The organism is Pseudomonas sp. 9Ag (genome assembly GCF_902506445.1).
Taxonomy (GTDB): Bacteria; Pseudomonadota; Gammaproteobacteria; order Pseudomonadales; family Pseudomonadaceae; genus Stutzerimonas; species Stutzerimonas stutzeri_AB.
Genome location: NZ_LR733836.1, coordinates 847,999 through 869,714, shown reverse-complemented (window position 1 = coordinate 869,714; position 21,716 = coordinate 847,999). Strand labels below are relative to the sequence as shown.

Sequence of the window (21,716 nt, the reverse complement as noted above, 5' to 3'; positions counted from 1 at the left end):
CTCGACCGTCCGCAGCCACAAACAAAAAAGGGGAGCAGACCTAAGCCTGCTCCCCTTTCTTTTCTACCCGGACGCTCAGTCTTCGACTGAACTGCGAATCAAATGATCGAAGGCACTCAGCGAGGCCTTGGCGCCCTCACCAACGGCGATAACGATCTGCTTGTAAGGCACCGTGGTGACATCACCTGCCGCGAAGATGCCCGGCAGCGATGTCTCGCCACGCGCATCGACGATGATCTCGCCGCGGGAGGTTAGTTCTACCGTACCCTTCAGCCAATCGGAGTTGGGCAGCAGGCCGATCTGCACGAAGATGCCTTCCAGTTCCAGCTCATGGAACTCACTGGAGTTGCGGTCTTTGTAGGTCAGGCCGATTACCTTCTTGCCGTCGCCGATGACTTCACTGGTCAGCGCACTGGTGATCACGGTGACATTGGGCAGGCTGTGCAGCTTCTTCTGCAGCACCGCATCGGCACGCAGCTGGCTGTCGAACTCGAGCAAGGTGACCTGAGCGACGATACCCGCCAAGTCGATCGCCGCTTCCACGCCCGAGTTACCGCCGCCAATCACCGCGACGCGCTTGCCCTTGAACAGCGGGCCGTCGCAGTGCGGACAGTAGGCTACGCCACGGCCACGGTATTCCTGCTCGCCCGGGACGTTCATTTCGCGCCAACGCGCACCGGTCGCCAGGATCAGCGTCTTGGCTTTCAGCGAGCCACCATTTTCGAGCTTGATCTCGTGCAGACCGCCTTCGCTTGAAGCGGGAATCAACTGCGCCGCACGCTGCAGGTTCATGATGTCGACGTCGTATTCGCGTACGTGGTTTTCCAGCGCACGGGCCAGTTTCGGACCTTCGGTCTCGTTGACCGAGATGAAGTTCTCGATGGCCATGGTGTCCAGCACCTGACCGCCGAAGCGCTCGGCGGCAACACCGGTACGGATGCCCTTACGCGCCGCGTAGATGGCCGCTGCAGCGCCGGCCGGGCCACCGCCGACCACGAGCACGTCGAAGGCGTCCTTAGCGCTGAGTTTCTCGGCATCACGCGCCGAAGCGCCGGTGTCGAGCTTGGCGAGAATTTCCTCTTCACCCATGCGGCCCTGACCGAAAAGCTCGCCGTTGAGGTAGATGCTCGGCACCGACATGACCTGGCGAACGGTGACTTCTTCCTGGAACAACGCACCGTCGATGGCGACGTGACGGATATTCGGGTTGAGCACAGCCATCAGGTTCAGCGCCTGGACTACGTCCGGGCAGTTCTGGCAGGACAGCGAGAAATAGGTCTCGAAGTTGTACTCGCCGTCGAGGTTCTTGATCTGCTCGATGATTTCCGGAGCAGTCTTTGACGGATGCCCACCCACTTGCAACAGGGCGAGGACCAGCGAGGTGAATTCGTGGCCCATGGGAATGCCGGCGAAGCGCAAGCTGATGTCGCCACCAATTCGGTTGAGCGCAAATGATGGCCGGCGAACGTCGTCACCGTCGGTACGCAGGGTGATCTTGTCGCTCAAGCTGGTGATGTCTTCCAACAGGCTGAGCATTTCCTGGGACTTGGCGCCGTCACCGAGGGACGCGACGATCTCGAACGGCTGGGTGACCTTTTCCAGATAGGTTTTCAGTTGCGTTTTGAGATTGGAGTCCAACATGAGCAGCGATCCCCTTTTTACGAAATTCAGGTAATAAAACGCCCGGACGGTTCACGCCCAGGCGTTGGAGCTCGGACCGATGAATCGTCCGAAGAACAGCACCTCGGACGCTGCGCTAAGCGCAGCGCCTCTCGGCTGTTTAGATCTTGCCGACCAGATCCAGAGACGGAGCCAGAGTGGCTTCGCCTTCTTTCCACTTGGCTGGGCAAACTTCGCCTGGATGCGCAGCGGTGTACTGAGCAGCCTTCAGCTTGCGCAGGGTCTCGGAAACGTCGCGAGCGATTTCGTTGGAGTGAATCTCAACGGTCTTGATCACGCCTTCCGGGTTGATCAGGAACGTACCGCGCAGGGCTAGACCTTCTTCAGCAATGTGAACGCCGAAAGCGTTGGTCAGCTGGTGAGTCGGGTCACCGATCAGCGGGAACTGAGCTTTACCGACAGCAGGGGAAGTCTCGTGCCAGACCTTGTGAGAGAAGTGGGTATCGGTAGTAACGATGTACACCTCGGTACCGGCCTTCTGGAATTCGGCATAGCTGTTGGCAGCGTCTTCGATCTCGGTCGGGCAGTTGAAGGTAAAGGCTGCCGGCATGAAGATCAGCACCGACCACTTGCCCTTGAGGGACTCTTCGGTGACTTCGATGAACTTGCCATTGTGGAATGCGTTAACTTTGAACGGCTGGACTTGGGTGTTGATCAGAGACATCTACTAACTCCTTTTGGGATTCAGAATTTAACGCCGCCTAAGATAGCGCAGGCAGCGAGATATGGTTAATTGATTGAGGAAATTAACCCAATAGACCAAAGCTATCGGAGCCCTCCTCCTCGGCGTCGGCAGCTATGACACTTGCTGGCGGCGACAATTCGAACTTGCTGAACCGACTTCGCTCTGTTGCCGCTATGGCCAGAAAGCGCGAATGCCTGCTACGCCCTGCGCGCCGATCTGCGAAGCCCTCGCCATATCGCTTGGACCAAGGCCGCCCAGCAGGTATGCCGGCTGTGCAAAGCCTAGCAGCAGATCAGCGGCGCACTGCCACCCCATGGGGTTCGCCTCTGGGTGCGAGGCCGTAGCAAGTATCGGCGAGAGCACGATGAAATCAACCCCCATCTGCTTTGCCAGCTCCAGCTCCGCCCTGTCGTGGCATGACGCAGCAAGCCATCGCCCCGGCTCGATCGGCCTTCCGGCGCCGGCGTGCCTAACCAACTGCGAGGCCGTCAGATGCCAGCCGGCGTCCGGGAAATCATGCGCCCATTTCAGCGACCCTTTAAGCATCACCTGCGCGCGCCCGGCGCTCATTTCCAGTACTTGAGACGCCAGCGCCAGATACTCGGCATCAGGTAGAGAGGGGCAGCGTAACTGCAGCAGCCGAGTCCCCGCATCAAGCGCAAGCGCCAATCCGCTTAGCAATTGCTGGGGCGCCAAGCGGTCCGGGGTAATCAGATACGACTTCGGCAAACGAGCCGCAGCGATGATTGGCCGGTTCGCCGCCGGAAAGTCATAGCGCGGCAAATCCTCTGCCGCGACCCAAGCCAGAGGCTGCCCTTCTGCGCCGTGCGCCTCGCCGACAAACTCAAGCACTTCCCAGACGTCGAGCAACACCTGCTTGTCCGGATAATCGTGGCGTACCTGTATCAGGGGCCTCGCGGCAGTTACGGCAATCCCCAGCTCTTCGGCCAGCTCCCGAGCAAGTGCGGACTCCGCACTCTCGCCCTCTTCCACCTTGCCACCAGGAAATTCCCAGAGGCCGCCCTGGTGCTTGTCCATGGGGCGCTTGGCGATCAGCACATGACCGTTAGCGCCACGGATCACGCCCGCGGCGACGTGGAGCCGTTTCATCTACGAATACCAAGCGGCGATCTGAGCGCCCCTGGGACCTGTCGCAGCGGTTTGCGCACGCTGGTCACTGCCAGCGGATCAGGTGCGGTATTCGGCATTGATCCGTACGTATTCGTGAGAAAGGTCTGTGGTCCAGATCGTCTCGCTGCAATCACCGCGACCGAGTTCGATACGAATTTCGATCTCTTCCTCAGCCATTACCGCGGCGCCCTGCTCTTCCGTGTAACTCGGCGAACGACCGCCTTGGCTGGCGATGCACACGCCCCCCAGATAGACATCGATCTTGCTCACATCCAGATCGGGAACACCTGCACGACCAACCGCGGCCAGAATACGTCCCCAGTTAGGGTCGGAGGCGAACAGTGCCGTCTTGATCAGCGGCGAATGCGCGACGGCATAGCCGACGTCCAAACACTCCTGATGGTTACCACCACCGTTGACCTGAACGGTAACGAATTTGGTCGCGCCTTCGCCGTCACGAACAATGGATTGCGCCACCTCCATGCTGACTTCAAAAACCGCCTGCTTGAGCTTGGTGAACAGCTCTCCGCTAGCCTCAGTGATCTCCACGACACCAGCCTTGCCGGTAGCGATCAGCATGCAGCAGTCGTTGGTCGAGGTGTCTCCGTCGATGGTGATACGGTTGAACGACTTGTTGGCTGCGTCCCGCAGAAGATCCTGCAAAACCGACTGAGCGACCTTTGCATCGGTAGCGATGTAACCCAGCATGGTCGCCATGTTGGGACGGATCATGCCGGCGCCTTTGGAGATGCCGGTGACTGTGACCGTCACGCCTTCATGCTCGAATTGACGGCTCGCACCCTTGGGCAGCGTATCGGTGGTCATGATGCCGGTGGCGGCTTCGGCCCAGTGGTTTTCATCCAGGTCGGCCAACGCGGCAGGAAGCGCCGCCTCAATCTTCTCAACGGGCAGCAGCTCACCGATGACGCCAGTTGAAAACGGCAGGATTGCTTCGGCTTCGACACCGGCTAGGGCGGCCAAACTGGCACAACTGCGGATTGCAGCCTGCATGCCGGGCTCGCCGGTGCCGGCGTTCGCGTTTCCGGTATTGGTTAGCAGGTAACGTACGGTTCCCTGAGTTCGCTGCTTCGCAAGAATTACCGGCGCGGCGCAAAAGGCATTGAGGGTAAACACACCCGCAACCGTTGAGCCTTCGGCGCAACGCATCACCACGACGTCCTTGCGTCCAGGTCGCTTGATACCCGCCGAAGCAATACCAAGCTCGAATCCGGCAACCGGGTGCAGTGTAGGTAGGGGACCAAGACCGACAGCCATCGATGCGCTCCTTAAGAAGGAATGGATGGCCTTCGGCCACCGAAAATCAGGGAGAAAAACGCCGCGAGCGGCTAGAGCCGGTCGCGGCGCGGGTCAACACAGACGGATCCGCTTACTGGACCTGTCCATGGCAATGCTTGTACTTCTTACCTGACCCGCAGGGGCAGGGTTCGTTGCGCCCGATCTTCTGCTCGGTACGCGCCGGGGCCACAGCGGCTGCTACATCGCCTTCAGCCTCGGGTTCCTCCTGGTCGGCTTCCAGCGCCGAAACCTCGGCATGCTGAAATTGCATACGCTGCGCCAGCTCCTCAGCCTCGCGGCGCAAACGCTGCTCCTCCTCGGCGGGGTCTTCGCGACGCACCTGCACATGGGACAGAACCCGAATGCTGTCGCGCTTGATGGACTCAAGCAGCTCCTGGAACAGCGTAAAGGACTCGCGCTTGTATTCTTGCTTCGGGTTTTTCTGGGCGTAGCCACGCAGATGGATACCGTGACGCAGATGGTCCATCGTCGACAGGTGGTCCTTCCACAGGTCGTCCAGCACACGAAGCACAATCTGCTTCTCGAAGGTGCGCAGCGCCTCGGCGCCAGCCAATTCTTCCTTCTCGTTGTAGGCCGCCATCAGTGCTTCAAGGATGCGCTCGCGCAGCGTCTCCTCATACAGCTTCTCGTCTTCATCAAGCCACTGCTGGACCGGCAGCCGCACGCCGAAATCGCTGTAGAGCACCGCTTCCAGACCACTGATGTCCCATTGTTCGGGCAGCGACTGCGGCGGGATGTGCTGGTTAATGGCGTAATCGAGCGCCTCGCGGCGGAACTCGGCTATGGTTTCGCCGATTTCTTCAGCGGCCAGCAAACTGTTGCGCATGTGATAGATCACCTTGCGCTGCTCGTTGGCGACATCGTCATATTCGAGCAGTTGCTTACGCATATCGAAGTTGCGGCCTTCGACCTTGCGCTGGGCCTTTTCGATGGCGTTGGTCACCATGCGATGTTCAATCGCCTCACCGGACTCCATGCCCAGCGCCTTCATGAAGTTCTTCACCCGATCAGAGGCGAAGATGCGCATTAGACTGTCTTCCAGCGACAGGTAGAAACGGCTCGACCCGGCATCCCCCTGACGCCCGGCGCGACCACGCAGCTGGTTGTCGATACGACGCGACTCGTGACGTTCAGACGCGATCACATGCAAACCACCCGCCTCGAGCACGGCCTGATGACGCTTCTGCCAGTCGGATTTGATTTGTGCGACCTGATCGTCCGAGGGGGTGTCGAGCGCCGCAACTTCAACTTCCCAGTTGCCGCCGAGCAGGATGTCGGTACCTCGGCCGGCCATGTTGGTCGCGATCGTGACCGCGCCTGGGCGTCCTGCCTGGGCAATGATCTCGGCCTCCTTGTCGTGATGCTTGGCGTTGAGCACCTTGTGCTCGATGCCTTCGCTGACCAGCAACCGCGAAACGTATTCCGATGTTTCAATGGTTGCGGTGCCCACCAGCACAGGACGGCCGTTGTTCTGGCAATCCTTGATGTCCGCAATGATGGCAGCGAATTTCTCTTCTTGGGTCAGGTAGACCAGGTCGTTGTAGTCCTTGCGTGCCAGCGGCTTGTTGGTCGGAATCACCATCACCGGCAGGTTGTAGATCTGCATGAATTCGAATGCTTCGGTGTCAGCAGTACCGGTCATGCCCGACAGCTTTTTGTACAGACGGAAGTAGTTCTGAAAGGTAGTCGACGCAAGGGTCTGGCTTTCCGGCTGGATCGGCAGCCCTTCCTTTGCCTCGATGGCCTGATGCAGCCCCTCAGAGAGGCGACGCCCTGGCATGGTCCGACCGGTGTGTTCGTCAATCAACAACACCTGATTGTTCTGGACGATGTACTCAACGTTGCGGTGGAACAGCTTGTGCGCGCGCAGGCTGGAATACACGTGGGTCAGCAAGCCGAGGTTGTGTGCCGAATACAGGCTCTCGCCTTCGGCAAGCAGCCCTGCCTTGGTCAGCATTTCCTCGACAAACTGGTGGCCAGACTCGTTCAGTTCGACCTGACGTGTCTTCTCGTCGATCGAGAAGTGACCTTCCTGAGTAACGACGCCCTCTTCCTCTTCAATGTGCTGTTTGAGCAGAGGAATCAACTGGTTGATCTGCTGATAGAGCTTGGAGCTGTCTTCCGCCTGGCCGGAGATGATCAGTGGCGTGCGGGCTTCGTCGATGAGGATCGAGTCGACCTCGTCGATAACCGCGAAATTGAGTTCGCGCTGGTTCTTTTCTTCCAGGCTAAATGCCATGTTGTCGCGCAGGTAGTCGAAGCCGAACTCGTTGTTCGTACCGTATGTGATATCGGCCGCGTACGCTGCGCGCTTCTCTTCCGGCGGCTGGAAAGGTGTGACGATACCCACTGTCAAACCCAAAAACTCATACAGCGGACGCATCCAGTTGGCATCGCGACGCGCCAGGTAATCGTTCACCGTAACAACATGAACACCTTTGCCAGCGAGTGCGTTGAGGTATACGGCCAAGGTCGCAACCAACGTCTTGCCTTCACCGGTACGCATTTCGGCAATTTTGCCTTCGTGAAGGGTCATGCCGCCGATCAGCTGCACGTCGAAGTGCCGCATCCCCATAACGCGTTTGCCGGCTTCGCGGCAGACGGCAAAGGCTTCGGGAAGAATTTGATCAAGGGTCTCGCCTTGGCCGAGGCGGGCCTTGAACTCTTCGGTCTTGCTCCGCAACTGCTCGTCGGAGAGAGACAGCATCTGCTCTTCGAGCGCATTGACGGATTGAACCGCCTTGAGCATGCGCTTGACCTCACGCTCATTCTTGCTACCAAAGAGCTTCTTCATTAAAGGCGCAAACATATCGACAAAGACTTCCATGCTGGGGATGGAGGCACGGCCGCAGGGCCACCACGGCTTCGTGCAAAGGGGGCATTCTACTCGGAAACGTTCGAGAGGAAAGGTGCCTACTGCGCAGGCGAGCCAGCCAATGGCGCCAGGAATCAGACGATTCGGTCGCAGGTTTAGCCGGTGATGCCTCGATCAGATGGCTAATGCAGCTTCTGCTAACATGTCGGCTCTTCAGTTACGAGCGTCAGCCATGTCGTTTCGCCCTTTGCCGGCCCGAGCGCCCGCGGCGCTACTGCGCGAGGCCAAACCACTAAAAGCGCTGTTTGGCGAGGCGAGGCGGCTGGATCGTCTACAAAAACTGGTCGACAGCCAACTGCAGCCCGCGGCACGGGAGTTTTGCCGTGTCGCCTCATGGCGCGAAGGTACCCTGCTATTGATCGTTACCGACGGCCACTGGGCAACGCGACTGCGCTATCAGCAAAGACGCTTACAACGTCAGCTGCAATGCATGGACGAGTTCAGCGGCTTGAGCCGTATTCAGTTCAAGGTTCAGCCCCCGGAAACACCGCGGCATAAGCCCGGACCGGCGCCAGAACTGTCGGTGCGAGCGGCAGACAATATCCAGGAAACCGCTCGTGGCATAACAGATCCCAAGCTCAGGGCCGCGCTTGAGCGACTCGCCAGCCACGCCCGCTCCGACAAGGATGCCTGACGTGCGTCCACCAACACGACCACAGGCCGACATCTGAAAGTCGCACCCTTCGCGAGCCGGCGTTAGGATGTTTGCCGGATCACGCTGAAAAAGAGGTTTCAATGGCTAACCATTCGCGCGCCCGCTCATCATGCTGATCGGCGCGTTTCTAGTCGCAGCCTGGCTGATCTTACTGATTCGGTATCCACTTCGAGCGGTGCCGATTTCTTTGGGAGCGCTGCTCGGCCTTGGTGTCGTTGCCGCTTGGGTGATCTGGCAAGAACAACGTGAGGAACATCTGCTTGGCCAGCTCGAGCTGCGGATGTCGTATTCACCGACTAGCTGCCCAGCCGGACAGCCGCTGCGCATCATTCTGGAAAACCATAGCCCGAAGCCTATGCGCAGCCTGAGCTGGGAAGTAGCCGCCTACTCGCCCGGCTCAAGCCTCAACTTGGTAACCTCCAACTACGATGCGCCACAATACTGCGGCCCGGGCGACCTGCAACCCGGTCAACGCTGGCACTCCTGCGCCCCGCTACCACCCTTGCGCGCGGGCTACCGCAGCCGCAATCTCGACTTTCGCGCCGAGCGGCTTCGCGGACATTTCGCTGACTGAAGTGAACAACTGTCACGCAGACGTCACACGGAGGCTTTTCAATCAGCGCCAGCCAGCATATGCTGTATGGATAAACAGTATTTTTATCAATTGAGCCGGGGTGTTAGATGGCCGTCGAAGTTGTATACCGCAGCAGCCGGGACCTGGAGCGCTTGTTCATGGATAAAGCCGAAGCCGATCGTCACGACAAAATGCTCGAGCTTGCCGAAGCCTTGGCTGCGGCACTTCAGAAAGCCACACCGTCACTTAGCGAACAGCAGGCTGAAGACATTGGCATCTTCATGGCCCGACACCGTGACCTCTTTTCCAAGGCTTTTAAAAACAATCCGGAAGTACTGCAGGAGCTACCGGCTTCCGCCGAACCGGCCTGACAGTGCCGGAGCGCTATGCTTAGCCCAGGCCGCTAGTGCTTCCTTTTGCCAAAGAGCAACACGCTCAGCGGGCGAAACTAGTTAAACAGCATCAGGTCCATTGGGGGCAGTCATCCAATCAGGAACCGGCATGGACAGTCCATTCAAGAAAATCAGTGATGTGTTTCAGCCAGACTACAACGTCAATTTCAGTATTCAGAAACCCGACGGAAGTATTCTGCTGACGCTGACCGACACGATGGGCGTGGCGGTAAAGCGCTTCATCAGTTCCAGCCAATGGCGGGACCAGCAGCAGCTGGAGCGCCTGATCACCAGTCTCCAGTTCAGCCTCGCCATCGAACGAGGCGGGCAGAACACCTCTTATCGCCTGACCAAGCATTCGCATTCAGCAGCACAGTAAAGGTCAACGTTGTAGCCGGTAGGCTTTGCGCTGCCGATCTTCTGACACAGCTGAGAAATGCCAATTTCTCTGCCGGCGCAGCGGCAGGCAGCGCCCCTCGTTACCACACGCGCTTATCTAGGTCTGCCACTGCTGATCAGACTAAAGCCAGGCCAAAGCCTTAGCGCGTGCCACCGCTTGCGTACGTCTGGCCACCCCGAGTTTGGTGTTGATTCGCCGCGCGTGGGTCTTGACCGTGTGCAGCGAAATAAATAACTGCTCGGCGATTTCTTGATTCGAGCATCCCTGGGCGATGAGACGCAGGACCGTGAGTTCGCGGTTGCTCAGGATGATTTCATCGCCTGAAGCAGCGCTCTCTTCTGGTTCTCGCTCGAATTGCAACAATCGATCACGCAAGCTTTCCCCCTTGCCAGCAGGCAACATGCTAGCAAGCCATTGCGGCTGACGATGCTGCAATTCGTACAGCGGCTTGACCAGATGCTGCCTCGCAGCCTCAGCGAGGGCTTTGCGTAACTCCAGTTCTGCTTCGTCATGCAGGCCATCCACTTGGAGCGCTTCGGCCAGCGTAAAACGACACTCACAGGCCAGGCCCAACCGTTGAGAACGGAGGTTTTGGTCGATCAGTTCGCGCAGCGTGTCGATAGCCAGCGAGCCACGGCCGGACAGTATGTCGATAACCGCAAGATAGCGATGAACTCGCGGAAGTAACTCGTAAAACCCGGACGGTGCGATATAGGTGTGGCCATCGTAGAGTTCCAGCACCTGTACGAATATGGCCCTGGCCTTCTTCAGCTGCCCTTGATGCAGCCAGGTCACGCCGGTAATCAATGGCAGAATGCCCCTGAAACGCGCTTCCGGCACATGCCGCCACTGGGCCAACCGCTCGGCCTCTCGTAACCAATGGTAAGCCGAAGGGAATTCCTGGCTGCGAGCTGCAAGCTCTGCCAGACCTGCATAGCCGAAGAATACGTACGAATCGCCGCAGGTCTCAGTCTCGGCTCGACCTTGCTGATACGCTTCGCGGGCCGGCTCATCGAGCCCCTGATAGGCGAGCAGATGGCCCCGTAGCAGCTTTAGCCGACCAATAATCGGGCTGTGGCCGACACCGTCGCGTAGCACCATCAAAGACTCTTCGAGAACCCCAACGGCTCGCTCGAACTCGCCGGTAATTTCAAGCAGCTGAATTCGATCGACGCTCAGCATCGCTTCATACAGTACGCTGCCCTTGAGCCGGGCAAGCTTCATGCCTTCGCTGTTGTAATGCTGGGCCAATTCGAGCTGGCTTTCGGCTATCGCCTGTTGAGATAACGCCTGATAACAAAGCACCCGTTGGGCCCAAGCGTGATCAGAAAGGACTTCCAGGGCCTGAAGGCAGTAATCCCTAGCCTCCGGCTCACCTCGTAAACGGGCTAGAAAACCCCGCAAAGCTTGCCATTGAGCAAGTAGCTGCGCCTGGCGCCTTGCATCGGGCTGAGGAAAGAACTTCGCCAGATCGGCGAGGCAATCATCCACTTCATCCAAGCGAGCAGAGATAATCAAAGCCCAGCCATGCAGCACGATCAACCGGGTCGTACTGTTGAACAAGTCTTGCGGCAGCTCACTGCGCCACTTCATGAAGTGCGAAACGTTGTCGCCAATGAGCAATTGCTCCTGCCCGTAGCGCTGCAGGAAGTTGGCTGCGACTTCTGGCTGCCCCGCCCACAGCGCATGCTCCACCGCCTCGCGCATTTCACCGCGGTTGGCAAACCATTGGCAGGCACGCAGGTGCGTCTGGGTGGGCGATGCTACCCCGGGCATGCGTCGCAACATCAACGCCAGCGGCCGCCACAGGCGATACCATTCACCACAATTGTCGGTCTGGCGAATAAACAGCTGGGATGTTTTGAGCACATCGAGAAGATCGCTTCCTATGCCGTCGAGGACATGCTCACACAGCTGCGATGAAAAGCGCGGCATGCGCGCCAACGCGAAAAGCGCACGGCAAACATCCTCGGTCTGTCCCTCAAGTACTTCGCGCTGCACGTAATCTCGTAGCAGTGAAGTGCCGGCGATCAACCGCTCACGAACCGCCTGCTCGTCAGCATTCAATAACAGCAAGCTGACACCGGCCAACCACCCCTCGCTGCCCGACATCAATTGTTTGAATGTGTCATCGGCGAGCTCTAGGCGGTGCGCTTTGAGCAATAACCGGAGCTCACTGGCAGTCAGCGCCAGCGCTTCGGCCTCCAGTTCGAACAAGTCACCCTGCAACAATAGCCTAGGCAGCTTCCAAGCGGGCTGCCGACGGCTGCTTACCCACCAGCTGACGGATTCGGGGCCCCTCTCGATAAGCAAGTCGAGGCAGGCGTCGAAGGGCGCTGTTACCTCCCGCGGATAGTCATCCAACATTATCCAAAGCGGTCGCGGAAAATCATTCAGCAGATTAATGAGGTCTTGCTGAACGTCACCGCTCTCCTCAATTGTGCTGCTCAATACCCGACGAAGTTGGGAATACAGAGCTTCCGCAGAGAACCCTCTACCGCCTAGACCAAGCCAGACGAGATGCGTATCGGCAGGTATCAGTCGCGCGCATTCGTTCATCAGCACGCTCTTGCCAAACCCGGCGGGTGCGCAGATCAAACGCAGTCGGCAGTGGGCTTCTAATAAAGCATCGACGAGTCGAGGTCTTGGTACATGCAACGGCGGGAGCCGAGGGATAGTCGCAATTTGAACCTGCGCGGCGGCTTCTGTGCTGAGGGCACCAGGGTTGAAGCGTACTGACATAGCGAGGTTTCTCTTATTCGTATCAATCCATTGAGGAACGCGTTGAGCGCTGCTGTCAGCACCCACTCCTGGGCAGTCGACGTCTTTCAATCGATGCGCATGCGCCGTAATAACCTGCACGATTGCGGATCTTTTGTCGACTCACCCTACGAGCATACCGCTCTGAATGGATGGGTACCGAGCTCTCTAGTGGCTGAAAAGTATCACTCCCGGCTGACCGACAAATAAAAAAGGCGGCCAACTGGCCGCCTTATTCACCTTACAGATGCTACCTAATTAGCGCACCCCCGCATTACGTAATGCAGCCGGCGTAAAGTCACGGGCCGACGCTTTGTAGCCGAACTCGTGTGCTGGCTCTTCGTTACTCAGACCAATAGCGATGTAACGACCGGAGATAATGTCGTAGAGCGCCTCGAAGGCATAGGCCGGCACTTTGTGCTGATAGTACTGCAGCATATGCGCCTCACCGACACGCCACAGTTGGCCGCGGCCGTCATACAGCTCCGATTGCACGATGGTCCAAGTGTCTTCATCAACAAAGAAACGACGCTTGGCGTAAATGTTGCGCTCACCCTCTTTCAGGTTGGCTTCGATCTCCCAGACACGATGCAGTTCGTAGCGCGCCAGATCCTGATTCACATGTCCAGCTTTCAGAACGTCGCTGTATTTCACGTCGCTAGAGTTGATTTCATAGCTGTTGTAGGGGATGTACAGCTCCTTCTTACCAACCAGCTTCCAGTCGTAGCGATCAGGAGCACCGCTAAACATGTCGAAGTTGTCGGTCGTCCGCATACCGTCTGCCGCCGTGCCCGGGCCATCATAGGCCACCTGTGGTGCACGCCGCACACGGCGCTGACCGGCGTTGTAAATCCAGGCTTGGCGAGGATCTTTCACCTGATCCAGCGAGTCATGAACCAGCAGGACGTTACCCGCAAGGCGAGACGGAGCAGTTACCCGCTGTTTGAAAAACAGCAATGCGTTCTTGGCACGCTCAGCATCCAGATCGGACATATCGCTTGGGAATGCCACTTCGTCCTCGAAGTGCACCAGCGTGTAGCTGCCATTTGTTTGAGGCGTGGCTTGCACGATGTTGCGTCGTACATTACCGCCACGATATCGGGTGATGTGGTTCCATACGACCTCCAGACCATTCTTCGGAATGGGGAACGCGTAGTAGCGGCTGTCAGAGAAATTGGCGATACCGTTACCACCGTCGACCAGCTCGGTTTTCAACGCACTGGTTTTGGCCGCTTCGTAGATTCGATCCGGTACGGCAGCACTGCGATGAGTCGGGAAAACGCGAATCTTGTACGTTTCAGGATAGCGCTTGAACATGGCCTGCTGGCCTGCCGTGAGCTTGTCTTTATATTGATCAACGTTCTGCGCGGTGATGACAAACTCAGGCTGCTCGCCTTTGAAAGGATTGGTCAGATGGCCGTTATCCAGCGGGGCAGCGTCGGTGGAAAGACCGCCTGTCCAGGCTGGAATTGTCCCTTCAGCGTTGCCGGCCTTCTCGGCACCAAGTGGAGTCAATGTATTGCCGAGCTTAGCGGCTTCCTCAGGGGAGACTGCAGCCATCACACTGCTTGCCAGCAGCGAGAAAGCCAAGACACTGAATAATTTTTTTGTTGTTTTCATACGCTTCCAGTTCCTCTTGATCTTGTTTTGGCCGGAGGCCTTGTATGTAGACTGGCGCGTAGCGGAGCTCTCAAAGGAGCTCCGTACGGCAACATTGAAATGGCCTCCTTAGAAGTTCACGCCTACGCTCAGCGCCAGGAAGTCACGATCAACTAGGGTGTTGTAATCGCCACCAAAGAAATCGGTGTAAGACAAGCTGGCTGTGTAGGTGTTCTGGTATTCGGCGTCAATGCCTAGGCTAACGGCTTTGGAACCTTCGTTGAATACAGGCCCATAGCCGTTAACATCGTGAGAAAACGAGACGTTAGGCGTCAGGTTGATACCTGCAAAAACATTGCTATAGTTCGCAAGAGCCCGCAGACGATAGCCCCATGAGTCAGCCGTGACAAAACCATCGTTTCCATATTGTGCATTGTCTAGACCATAGATCGAATCTCGCCCGTAGCGGAGCTCGCTTTTGCTTTCAAGGCCGCCGACATGGGTGTAACCAAGTTCTCCCACTACGGTCACTCGGCCAGCGCCTAGCACTTGGTCAAAAAAGTGCGTAAAGGTAGTTTGTAGCTGCGTCACTTCCTTGCGATTGTAGCCGCGACTTTCAAAACCTGCTTGTGCAAGCCCTGCAGCGGCAGCCCCTGCCGCCCCACCGGTAGCGCCGCCAATAGCAGCGGCGGTAGCAACGGTCCGCGCTAACCGACCTGTTATATCTGTAGTGTTAATTTGAATGGGCAGGTTGGGTCGGTAGCTAACCTCACCGGACCATGCTGTGCCAGTTGGCAGCGTCGTGGAAAAGCTCGCGCCATAGAGACGAATATCTTCCGGATAATCCAGAAAATATTCTCCGTTGCTAAGCAAAATAGGACTGGCAAGTGCTGGCGTGGCGAGCGCTGTTCCAATCGCTGTAGCATTTGCATTTCGCACACTTAGATTTGGTGTACGGCTGTGATAGTTCATGAAATAAGCGCCGTATTCTGCTGAGTCAGCAAGCCAACGAAACGCGAGGCCATATTGACCAGAATCCCGAGCGTCCTGGTCGCTACCACGGCGGACCAGAAGGCCTTCCTGCTCGACGTTGATCCCAAGTGCAGCACGTGTCGCAGCGGGCAAGGCAAGCAAATTATTAACTGTGGCAGCATCAAGGATGTTGTAGTTTGTGTCGCAACCATCCGCGACCACGTCCGCACCCGCGAAAAACGTACCACAATTGTCGACGATCGTTTGATCCCACTCCAGCTGGTAAAACGCCTCTATACTTAGCTGATCGCTGACACTTTGCGACACGTAAAGCATATTTACAGGAATCAGGCCTTCCTTGATCTCAGCACCAGGCCGACGGAACGCTGCCGCGTCAAGCGGGTTGATGGAGTTGATTGAGTTACCAATGAACGTGCTTTCACCCCAACTGACAACTTGTTTACCCAGTCGAACGGTACCCGGCAGGTCGCCTAGGTAGTAGTTGTGATAAAGGAATGCATCGAGGATCTGTGCGCCGGAAGATTGGGCAGCTTCCTTACGATTGCTATCGCTTATATCCTTGAATAGACGACTTTCATCCTTCAGTTCGAAGTCATACCAGTACTTGCCGCGGATAAAGGCGCCGCTATCGCCATAGCGCAGTTCAAGGTCGTGAATACCTTTGAAAATCTTGGAAAACGTCTCGCCTTTTTTGAAGTTCAGACGACCATCATCACCAGTTTGGGTATACCCGGTACCGCCATTAGCGCTACCGACCAGGTCCATGTCCCGGTCGGTTGTCGACCAACTAGCACCGATCGACATAGCCGAGTCCAGCTGACCCTCCACTTCCCCAATATTGAACGTGACAGCATAAGCGGGTGACGCAATGCCCAACGCGACCGCGAGGGCCAGGGTTTTGGGCTGGAAGATTCCTTGCCTTGTTGTTTTTGTCATGAGGCGCTCCTGGTTGGTTCGAAGTACGTTCACCCTACCCACACGGAGGTTGAGGGTTAAGCGCACTAAGGTTTGATTTGCTCTGTAATCCTTAAGTATGAACAGCCTTGCCAGCATTGGTGTTCAGCCGTATATAGGCTGCCCGCAGCGCAGGCGCTTGTGAGGCTATCCGAGAGCTTAGCCGCCAGCAATACAGACGCAAGCCTCTAAATAGAGCAGTTGCGACGCCTTTCGCGAGAAATTTGCCTGAGCTGCACGCAACTAGCCGCTGCCTGCTCGATAGCCGAGCCTCAGGCGGGCACGCGTGCAATACAGTCTCAACATTCGGGCATAGAGTGATGCACGGGAGCGTTACCAAAGCGCAACGCGTGAGGCGAAACGAAACAGATGGCGCGCGTGAATTGACGCGCAGGCATTCGAGAAGTCGCTAATAGGAGAAAGCGCACGGGCCGGCGACGTTGCCCGTGCGATAACGCTATTACTTACATGCCTTTAACAGCGTAGATGCCAGGAGCGTTTCGCCAGTAACCCTTGTAGTCCATACCGTAGCCAAACACATAGCGATCAACACAGCTTAGCCCAACATAATCTGCTTTCAGATCTGGACGAGCCTTGCGCTGATGGTCCTTATCGACGAGCACCGCGGTATGCACAGCGGCAGCACCGGCATGCCTGCAGAAATCAATGATCGCACCAAGCGTATGTCCCTCGTCGAGGATGTCGTCGATGATCAGCACATCACGATCCATGAACGAGATTTCCGGCTTCGCCTTCCAGAACAGCTCTCCACCGCTCGTTTCGTTGCGATAACGTGTCGCATGGAGATAGGAAAGCTCGAGCGGGAAATTCAGCTTGGTCACCAGCTTGCCGGAGAAGACTAGCCCCCCGTTCATCACACAGAACACCACAGGGTTGCGGTCAGCCAGCTCAGCATTGATTTTCGCGGCCATCGCATCGATCGCCGCTTCAACCTCGGCGTCGGGGTACAGACAGTCGGCTTCAGCCATGATCTGGCGGATGTGTGCTAGATCGACGGACATGGCGATGCTCCAGAACAGTTAGAAGATGAAGCAGCCCGGCCGGCCGCCCCCAAATTAAGGGGCGCGACGATACCGATGCGGCTAGGCACAGGGCAAGCCCTCTCCTACACATCAATAGCCGGTAACACGTCGATGCATTAATCTACGCCGGTTTATTCGACCGCCGGAGCCAGCCATGACCATTCGAGAGATTCGCCACCCGCTTATTCGCCACAAACTTGGGCTGATGCGCCGTGCCGATATCAGCACTAAGAATTTCCGCGAGTTGGCACAGGAAGTGGGCTCGATTCTGACGTACGAAGCGACTCGGGACCTGCCGCTGGAAAACTACAGCATTGATGGCTGGTGCGGTCCAGTCCAGGTCGAAAAGATTTCCGGCAAGAAAATCACCGTCGTACCGATTCTTCGTGCCGGCATCGGCATGCTAGACGGTGTACTCAGCTTGATTCCAGGCGCCAAAGTCAGCGCGGTCGGCATTGCTCGCAATGAGGAAACCTTGCAGGCACACACCTACCTGGAGCGCCTGGTTGATGACCTTGATCAGCGCCTTGCGATGATCATCGATCCGATGCTCGCCACCGGCGGATCGATGGTTGCTGCCATCGATATGCTGAAAAAGGCAGGCTGCAAGGAAATCCGCGCACTGGTTCTGGTCGCCGCACCGGAAGGCATTGAGGCCGTCGAAAAGGCACATCCGGACGTCACCATCTACACCGCCTCCATTGACGACCGCCTGGATGAGAACGGCTACATCATGCCGGGCCTGGGCGATGCGGGAGACAAAATCTTCGGCACCAAGCAGAAGGACATCTGAGCATGTCGCAACCCTTGGAAGAACCGCTCGCGCGCCAGGTATTAGCCGGCGCCCAGATGCTGTTTGTCGCATTTGGCGCGTTGGTGCTGATGCCGCTGATCACCGGAATGGACCCCAACGTTGCGCTGTTCACCGCCGGTATCGGCACCCTATTGTTTCAATTGGTCACCAAACGCCAGGTTCCGGTATTCCTGGCGTCGAGTTTCGCCTTCATCGCCCCCATCATCGCGGCCAAAGGAGACTTCGGTCTACCCGCCGTGCTTGGCGGCGTGGTGGCGGCCGGTATCGTCTACATGTTCCTTGGCTTTGCGGTTCGCCTGAAAGGACCTGGGTTCATCGACCGCCTGCTGCCACCGGTTGTGATCGCTCCGGTGATCATTTCCATTGGCCTCGCCCTATCACCTGTCGCGGTCAATATGGCAATGGGCAAGGCCGGCGACGGCAGCGCTCAGCTGGTCCCTTATGCGACAGCCATGATGATTTCGATGCCTGCACTGCTCACCACCCTGCTGGTGGCGGTGCTAGGTAAAGGCCTGTTTCGACTGGTGCCGATCCTCGCCGGCGTCTCGGTGGGCTACGGCCTGTCGTTCATGTTTGGTGTCGTGGATACAGCAGGGATTGCGGCGGCACCCTGGCTGGCTGTTCCGAACTTCGTCGCGCCGGAATTTCACTGGGGCGCCATTCTGTTCATGGTCCCGGTCGCATTGGCACCTGCCATCGAACACATTGGCGGTGTTGTTGCCATCGGTGGCGTGACCGGCAACAACTTCATCAAGAAGCCTGGCCTGCACCGCACATTGCTCGGCGACGGCCTGGCAACCTCGGCCGCAGGCCTGTTCGGCGGCCCGCCTAACACCACCTACGCGGAAGTGACCGGCGCGGTGATGCTGACCAAGAACTACAACCCAAAAATCATGACCTGGGCGGCAGTCTTCGCCATCGTTCTGGCATTTATCGGCAAGTTCGGGGCTGGACTGCTTAGCATCCCAGTTCCGGTCATGGGCGGCATCCTTTGCCTGCTGTTCGGCTCGATTGCCGTGGTTGGCTTGAGCACCCTGATTCGCCATCAGGTGGATCTGGCGGAAGCACGCAATCTCATCATTGTTTCCGTCACGCTGGTGTTCGGTATTGGCGGCATGGCGTTCGGTTACGGCGAGTTCAGCCTGTCCGGCATCTCGCTGTGCGCCATCATCGCGCTGCTGCTCAATCTGGTGCTACCCGGCGGTGAAGGCTGGAAAAACAAGCAAATCGAAGAAAACATCTAGTCTGCTAGGCCAGCACGTCCGTGCTGGCTTTTTCCCTTTTCGCGGCGCTCCTGGCTTGCAGCTATCCCGACGCAAGACGCGTAGACTGCCGCGATGACTCAATCTGCCATTCCCCACCGCCAATTGACTGACGACACAGTCAGCTGCAGCAGCTGCGCCGCGTGCTGCTGCCGCCTTGAAGTCATGCTGCTGACCGACACCGGCGTCCCGGAACGCTTCATCGATGAAGATGATTGGGGTGGCCAGGTCATGCGCCGTCTGGACGACGGTTGGTGCGCAGCGCTGGACCGGGACAGCATGCGCTGCACTATCTACAGCCGGCGCCCGCTTATCTGTCGGGAGTTCGAGCTGGGCTCGGATGACTGCCTCGAAGAGCGCAAAGGCTCAGCACGAGCCTATCTGGACGGCTGACGGCTTCCACCATCAGCTTCATGATCGAGCTGTCAGAACGAGGCTCGATAGTGCAGCGCGTAAGTTTCGATGCCGTCGTTGGGGTCCTTGATGCCAGCGTTGGAATAGTGAATAGCCCGTAAGCCTATCTCCTGGCCGCCAGCGAAACGCAGGCCGGCACCGAATCGATCCTCGAACTGAAAGGAGGACCCAAGATCATTGTTTTCTATTTCGGTGTTTTCGAAAGCCGCGATGCCGATGCCCGCTTCCAGGTAAGGTTTTACCGATCCAGTGCTGAACTCGTACACGAATACTGGCGCAAGTGAAATGCTGTGATTGCTCGAGGTCTCATCACCTTCCCAGTAGGTGTAGCCCGCATCCCAATACCCGGTCAGCCGGCCCACGCCCGTCTCGAACCAGCTACGATTGAAATCCATCTGCGCTCCCAGTCGATAAGTCATCGTCGACTCGCCGGTACGCCCAACCGCAGCGGTCAGGTCAAGAGCATGGGCGGCAGCTACCTGGCCCAGCGAAATTGCCGCAACCGCAGCGAAGGAGATCAATTTGTTCATGCGAAATTTCCTTATCGAAATTGGCCAAGCTTTTCGTTTTTTCAGTATTGCTTAAGTACAGAGGGCTAGCGCAGCGGGGAGTTCCTAAGCAGAACAGTAGGAAACTGTACCGTTTTCACCCCAAAGTACTGGAAGAACGCCAGCCAATCGCAGAGGATCGCCGCTGCTCCAGAAGCGCACCAGCGCCTCGCCTTCGCTTTGCTGTCCGTTGGCCGCCAGCAGGGTTTCGAGATGCCGCGCGACCGCAGCTCCGGTATCGACCAGAGCGACCGTTGCGGGAAGAATCTCGCGCAATAAAGGTTTCACAAACGGATAGTGGGTGCAGCCGAGAATCAGCGTATCGCACCCTTGCTCGATCAGAGGCTGAACCAGGCTCTCCAACAGCATGCGGGTGCGTGGCGTAGCAAGTTCGCCTGCCTCGATGCGTTCGACAAGCCCTGGACATGGCTGCGTGATCACACGCACGTCACTGGCAAAACGATCAAGCAACGCTGCAAATTTAGCGCTCTTCAGCGTGCCAGTCGTTGCCAGCACCCCAACCACCCCACTGCGGGTGGCCCGAGCGGCAGGTTTGACCGCAGGCTCCATCCCAACCACGGGAAGCTTTGGATACTGCTCTCGCAAGTCAGCCACGCCGGCCGCCGTCGCGGTGTTGCAGGCCAGCACCAGCGCTTTGGCGCCCTGCTCAAGCAAGAAAGCAGCGATGGCCCGGCAGCGCTCACGGATAAATTCCGGACTTTTCTCGCCATAGGGAACGTGACCACTGTCCGCCACATACAACAACGACTCATGGGGCAGGCGCGCACGGATCTCCCGAAGCACCGACAGCCCACCCACACCGGAATCGAAAACCCCTATCGGCCGGCTGTCAGTCACGGCTGTGGCCACAGACGGTGCAAGCCGGGTCGCGCTTGACCTTGAGCTCGCGGAATCGAGTGGAAAGCGCATCTACCAGCAGCAACCGGCCAACCAAAGGTTCACCGAAGCCGGCCAGCAGCTTGATCGCCTCAAGCGCCTGCAAACTGCCGACCATTCCAACGACTGGGCCAAGAACACCGGCTTCGCTGCAGGTCAGCTCAGCCTCGGAGCCATGGCCGTAAAGGCAGTGATAGCAGGGGCTCGTCTCGACTCTAGGGTCGAACACCGACAGCTGCCCCTCGAGCCGAATAGCCGCACCGCTTACCAGCGGCTTTACCGCGGCCACACAGGCGGCATTCACTGCTTCACGGACTGCAAAATTGTCCGTGCAGTCGAGCACCAGGTCGACTGCTGACACGGCCGCTTCAAGCGTATCGACGTCCATCGCGGCGCGGTGCGGCACCAGTTTGATCAAAGGGTTAAGGGCAGATAGTCGAGCCATTGCCGAATCCACTTTGTGCAACCCCACCGATGCGGTGTCGTGAGCAATCTGCCGCTGCAGATTGGTCAGATCGAGGCGATCAAAGTCCGCCAGATGTAATTCGCCAACCCCGGCCGCAGCCAGATATAGCGCGACCGGTGAGCCGAGCCCGCCAAGCCCGACGATCAGTACACGGCTTTGCTTAAGCCTGAGCTGACCCTCGATATCGACCTGTTTCAGCAAGATCTGCCGGCTGTAACGCAGCAGCTCGTCGTCGCTCAGCATGCACATTTCCTCTC

At 57.8% G+C, this 21,716-nt stretch carries 19 protein-coding genes; 7 read left to right on the top strand and 12 right to left on the bottom strand.

All coding sequences use genetic code 11. The features are described from left to right. Nucleotides 1-75: 75 nt before the first annotated feature. The 5 genes from ahpF to secA form a co-directional block, all read right to left on the bottom strand. The gene (ahpF, locus tag ALTERO38_RS04010) at nt 76-1,641 is read right to left on the bottom strand and encodes an alkyl hydroperoxide reductase subunit F (protein WP_159967358.1); all 1,566 of its coding nucleotides are present in this window, start codon (nt 1,639-1,641) and stop codon (nt 76-78) included. A gap of 139 nt (nt 1,642-1,780) precedes the next feature. Beyond that, nucleotides 1,781-2,344 carry an alkyl hydroperoxide reductase subunit C gene (gene ahpC, locus ALTERO38_RS04005; protein ID WP_102837994.1) on the bottom strand — a complete coding sequence of 188 codons (564 nt, stop codon included), beginning with the start codon at nt 2,342-2,344 and terminating at the stop codon, nt 1,781-1,783. Between the two features lie 192 nt (nt 2,345-2,536). Continuing rightward, nucleotides 2,537-3,475 (bottom strand): Nudix family hydrolase, encoded by a 939-nt coding sequence (locus ALTERO38_RS04000; protein WP_159967357.1) that lies wholly within the window; start codon nt 3,473-3,475, stop codon nt 2,537-2,539. A 78-nt stretch (nt 3,476-3,553) separates the two neighbouring features. Then, nucleotides 3,554-4,771: a bifunctional glutamate N-acetyltransferase/amino-acid acetyltransferase ArgJ gene (gene argJ / locus ALTERO38_RS03995; protein ID WP_159967356.1), complete on the bottom strand. Its 1,218-nt coding sequence runs from the start codon at nt 4,769-4,771 to the stop codon at nt 3,554-3,556. A 112-nt stretch (nt 4,772-4,883) separates the two neighbouring features. Next, on the bottom strand, nt 4,884-7,622 hold the full coding sequence (secA, locus tag ALTERO38_RS03990; protein ID WP_159967355.1) for a preprotein translocase subunit SecA: 2,739 nt from the start codon (nt 7,620-7,622) through the stop codon (nt 4,884-4,886). Between the two features lie 238 nt (nt 7,623-7,860). On the opposite strand from secA, the gene ALTERO38_RS03985 reads away from it, so the two are divergent. From ALTERO38_RS03985 to ALTERO38_RS03970, 4 genes are all read left to right on the top strand, one after another. Beyond that, nucleotides 7,861-8,322 carry a DUF721 domain-containing protein gene (locus tag ALTERO38_RS03985; protein WP_159967354.1) on the top strand — a complete coding sequence of 154 codons (462 nt, stop codon included), beginning with the start codon at nt 7,861-7,863 and terminating at the stop codon, nt 8,320-8,322. 130 nt (nt 8,323-8,452) lie between these two features. Continuing rightward, nucleotides 8,453-8,917, top strand: coding sequence for a multidrug transporter (locus tag ALTERO38_RS03980; RefSeq protein ID WP_159967353.1), 465 nt, complete (start codon nt 8,453-8,455; stop codon nt 8,915-8,917). Between the two features lie 107 nt (nt 8,918-9,024). Then, nucleotides 9,025-9,288: a YebG family protein gene (locus tag ALTERO38_RS03975; RefSeq protein WP_159967352.1), complete on the top strand. Its 264-nt coding sequence runs from the start codon at nt 9,025-9,027 to the stop codon at nt 9,286-9,288. A gap of 130 nt (nt 9,289-9,418) precedes the next feature. Continuing rightward, on the top strand, nt 9,419-9,688 hold the full coding sequence (locus ALTERO38_RS03970) for a DUF3509 domain-containing protein (RefSeq protein WP_102838001.1): 270 nt from the start codon (nt 9,419-9,421) through the stop codon (nt 9,686-9,688). Between the two features lie 141 nt (nt 9,689-9,829). Here ALTERO38_RS03970 and ALTERO38_RS03965 read toward each other — a convergent pair whose 3' ends face one another. From ALTERO38_RS03965 to ALTERO38_RS03950, 4 genes are all read right to left on the bottom strand, one after another. Next, nucleotides 9,830-12,451 (bottom strand): LuxR C-terminal-related transcriptional regulator, encoded by a 2,622-nt coding sequence (locus tag ALTERO38_RS03965; protein ID WP_159967351.1) that lies wholly within the window; start codon nt 12,449-12,451, stop codon nt 9,830-9,832. A 276-nt stretch (nt 12,452-12,727) separates the two neighbouring features. Continuing rightward, on the bottom strand, nt 12,728-14,089 hold the full coding sequence (locus ALTERO38_RS03960) for a DUF1329 domain-containing protein (RefSeq protein WP_159967350.1): 1,362 nt from the start codon (nt 14,087-14,089) through the stop codon (nt 12,728-12,730). Between the two features lie 108 nt (nt 14,090-14,197). Next, entirely contained in the window at nt 14,198-15,997 is a 1,800-nt protein-coding gene (locus tag ALTERO38_RS03955) for a DUF1302 domain-containing protein (RefSeq protein WP_159967349.1), read from the bottom strand. Nucleotides 15,998-16,479: 482 nt separating this feature from the next. Next, on the bottom strand, nt 16,480-17,037 hold the full coding sequence (locus ALTERO38_RS03950) for a hypoxanthine-guanine phosphoribosyltransferase (RefSeq protein WP_148924479.1): 558 nt from the start codon (nt 17,035-17,037) through the stop codon (nt 16,480-16,482). A gap of 175 nt (nt 17,038-17,212) precedes the next feature. On the opposite strand from ALTERO38_RS03950, the gene upp reads away from it, so the two are divergent. The 3 genes from upp to ALTERO38_RS03935 all read left to right on the top strand — a co-directional run bounded on the left by upp (nt 17,213) and on the right by ALTERO38_RS03935 (nt 19,527). Further along, a complete protein-coding gene (gene upp, locus ALTERO38_RS03945; protein WP_102838006.1) occupies nt 17,213-17,851 on the top strand; it encodes a uracil phosphoribosyltransferase in 639 nt (212 codons plus the stop codon). A gap of 2 nt (nt 17,852-17,853) precedes the next feature. Continuing rightward, nucleotides 17,854-19,116: a uracil-xanthine permease family protein gene (locus ALTERO38_RS03940; protein WP_102838007.1), complete on the top strand. Its 1,263-nt coding sequence runs from the start codon at nt 17,854-17,856 to the stop codon at nt 19,114-19,116. Between the two features lie 93 nt (nt 19,117-19,209). Beyond that, nucleotides 19,210-19,527: a YkgJ family cysteine cluster protein gene (locus ALTERO38_RS03935; RefSeq protein ID WP_159967348.1), complete on the top strand. Its 318-nt coding sequence runs from the start codon at nt 19,210-19,212 to the stop codon at nt 19,525-19,527. A gap of 32 nt (nt 19,528-19,559) precedes the next feature. On the opposite strand, the gene ALTERO38_RS03930 is transcribed toward ALTERO38_RS03935, so the two are convergent. The 3 genes from ALTERO38_RS03930 to ALTERO38_RS03920 all read right to left on the bottom strand — a co-directional run bounded on the left by ALTERO38_RS03930 (nt 19,560) and on the right by ALTERO38_RS03920 (nt 21,702). Beyond that, nucleotides 19,560-20,078 (bottom strand): acyloxyacyl hydrolase, encoded by a 519-nt coding sequence (locus ALTERO38_RS03930; RefSeq protein WP_159967347.1) that lies wholly within the window; start codon nt 20,076-20,078, stop codon nt 19,560-19,562. Nucleotides 20,079-20,162: 84 nt separating this feature from the next. Continuing rightward, the gene (gene murI / locus ALTERO38_RS03925) at nt 20,163-20,966 is read right to left on the bottom strand and encodes a glutamate racemase (RefSeq protein WP_372239353.1); all 804 of its coding nucleotides are present in this window, start codon (nt 20,964-20,966) and stop codon (nt 20,163-20,165) included. Beyond that, nucleotides 20,947-21,702 carry a molybdopterin-synthase adenylyltransferase MoeB gene (locus ALTERO38_RS03920; protein ID WP_159967345.1) on the bottom strand — a complete coding sequence of 252 codons (756 nt, stop codon included), beginning with the start codon at nt 21,700-21,702 and terminating at the stop codon, nt 20,947-20,949. Before ALTERO38_RS03920 ends, murI begins: the two co-directional genes overlap by 20 nt. Nucleotides 21,703-21,716: the final 14 nt, after the last annotated feature.

What these genes read in the sequence shown, in the direction of transcription:
- ALTERO38_RS03970 (WP_102838001.1), top strand. Translation starts at nt 9,419, where the DNA reads ATGGACAGTCCATTCAAGAAAATCAGTGATGTGTTTCAGCCAGACTAC.
- ALTERO38_RS03965 (WP_159967351.1), bottom strand. Translation starts at nt 12,451, where the DNA reads ATGTCAGTACGCTTCAACCCTGGTGCCCTCAGCACAGAAGCCGCCGCG.
- ALTERO38_RS03955 (WP_159967349.1), bottom strand. Translation starts at nt 15,997, where the DNA reads ATGACAAAAACAACAAGGCAAGGAATCTTCCAGCCCAAAACCCTGGCC.
- ALTERO38_RS03985 (WP_159967354.1), top strand. Translation starts at nt 7,861, where the DNA reads ATGTCGTTTCGCCCTTTGCCGGCCCGAGCGCCCGCGGCGCTACTGCGC.
- ALTERO38_RS03975 (WP_159967352.1), top strand. Translation starts at nt 9,025, where the DNA reads ATGGCCGTCGAAGTTGTATACCGCAGCAGCCGGGACCTGGAGCGCTTG.
- ahpC (WP_102837994.1), bottom strand. Translation starts at nt 2,344, where the DNA reads ATGTCTCTGATCAACACCCAAGTCCAGCCGTTCAAAGTTAACGCATTC.
- ALTERO38_RS03950 (WP_148924479.1), bottom strand. Translation starts at nt 17,037, where the DNA reads ATGTCCGTCGATCTAGCACACATCCGCCAGATCATGGCTGAAGCCGAC.
- upp (WP_102838006.1), top strand. Translation starts at nt 17,213, where the DNA reads ATGACCATTCGAGAGATTCGCCACCCGCTTATTCGCCACAAACTTGGG.
- ALTERO38_RS03935 (WP_159967348.1), top strand. Translation starts at nt 19,210, where the DNA reads ATGACTCAATCTGCCATTCCCCACCGCCAATTGACTGACGACACAGTC.
- ALTERO38_RS03920 (WP_159967345.1), bottom strand. Translation starts at nt 21,702, where the DNA reads ATGCTGAGCGACGACGAGCTGCTGCGTTACAGCCGGCAGATCTTGCTG.
- ALTERO38_RS03940 (WP_102838007.1), top strand. Translation starts at nt 17,854, where the DNA reads ATGTCGCAACCCTTGGAAGAACCGCTCGCGCGCCAGGTATTAGCCGGC.
- ALTERO38_RS03980 (WP_159967353.1), top strand. Translation starts at nt 8,453, where the DNA reads ATGCTGATCGGCGCGTTTCTAGTCGCAGCCTGGCTGATCTTACTGATT.
- ALTERO38_RS03930 (WP_159967347.1), bottom strand. Translation starts at nt 20,078, where the DNA reads ATGAACAAATTGATCTCCTTCGCTGCGGTTGCGGCAATTTCGCTGGGC.
- secA (WP_159967355.1), bottom strand. Translation starts at nt 7,622, where the DNA reads ATGTTTGCGCCTTTAATGAAGAAGCTCTTTGGTAGCAAGAATGAGCGT.
- ahpF (WP_159967358.1), bottom strand. Translation starts at nt 1,641, where the DNA reads ATGTTGGACTCCAATCTCAAAACGCAACTGAAAACCTATCTGGAAAAG.
- argJ (WP_159967356.1), bottom strand. Translation starts at nt 4,771, where the DNA reads ATGGCTGTCGGTCTTGGTCCCCTACCTACACTGCACCCGGTTGCCGGA.
- ALTERO38_RS04000 (WP_159967357.1), bottom strand. Translation starts at nt 3,475, where the DNA reads ATGAAACGGCTCCACGTCGCCGCGGGCGTGATCCGTGGCGCTAACGGT.
- ALTERO38_RS03960 (WP_159967350.1), bottom strand. Translation starts at nt 14,089, where the DNA reads ATGAAAACAACAAAAAAATTATTCAGTGTCTTGGCTTTCTCGCTGCTG.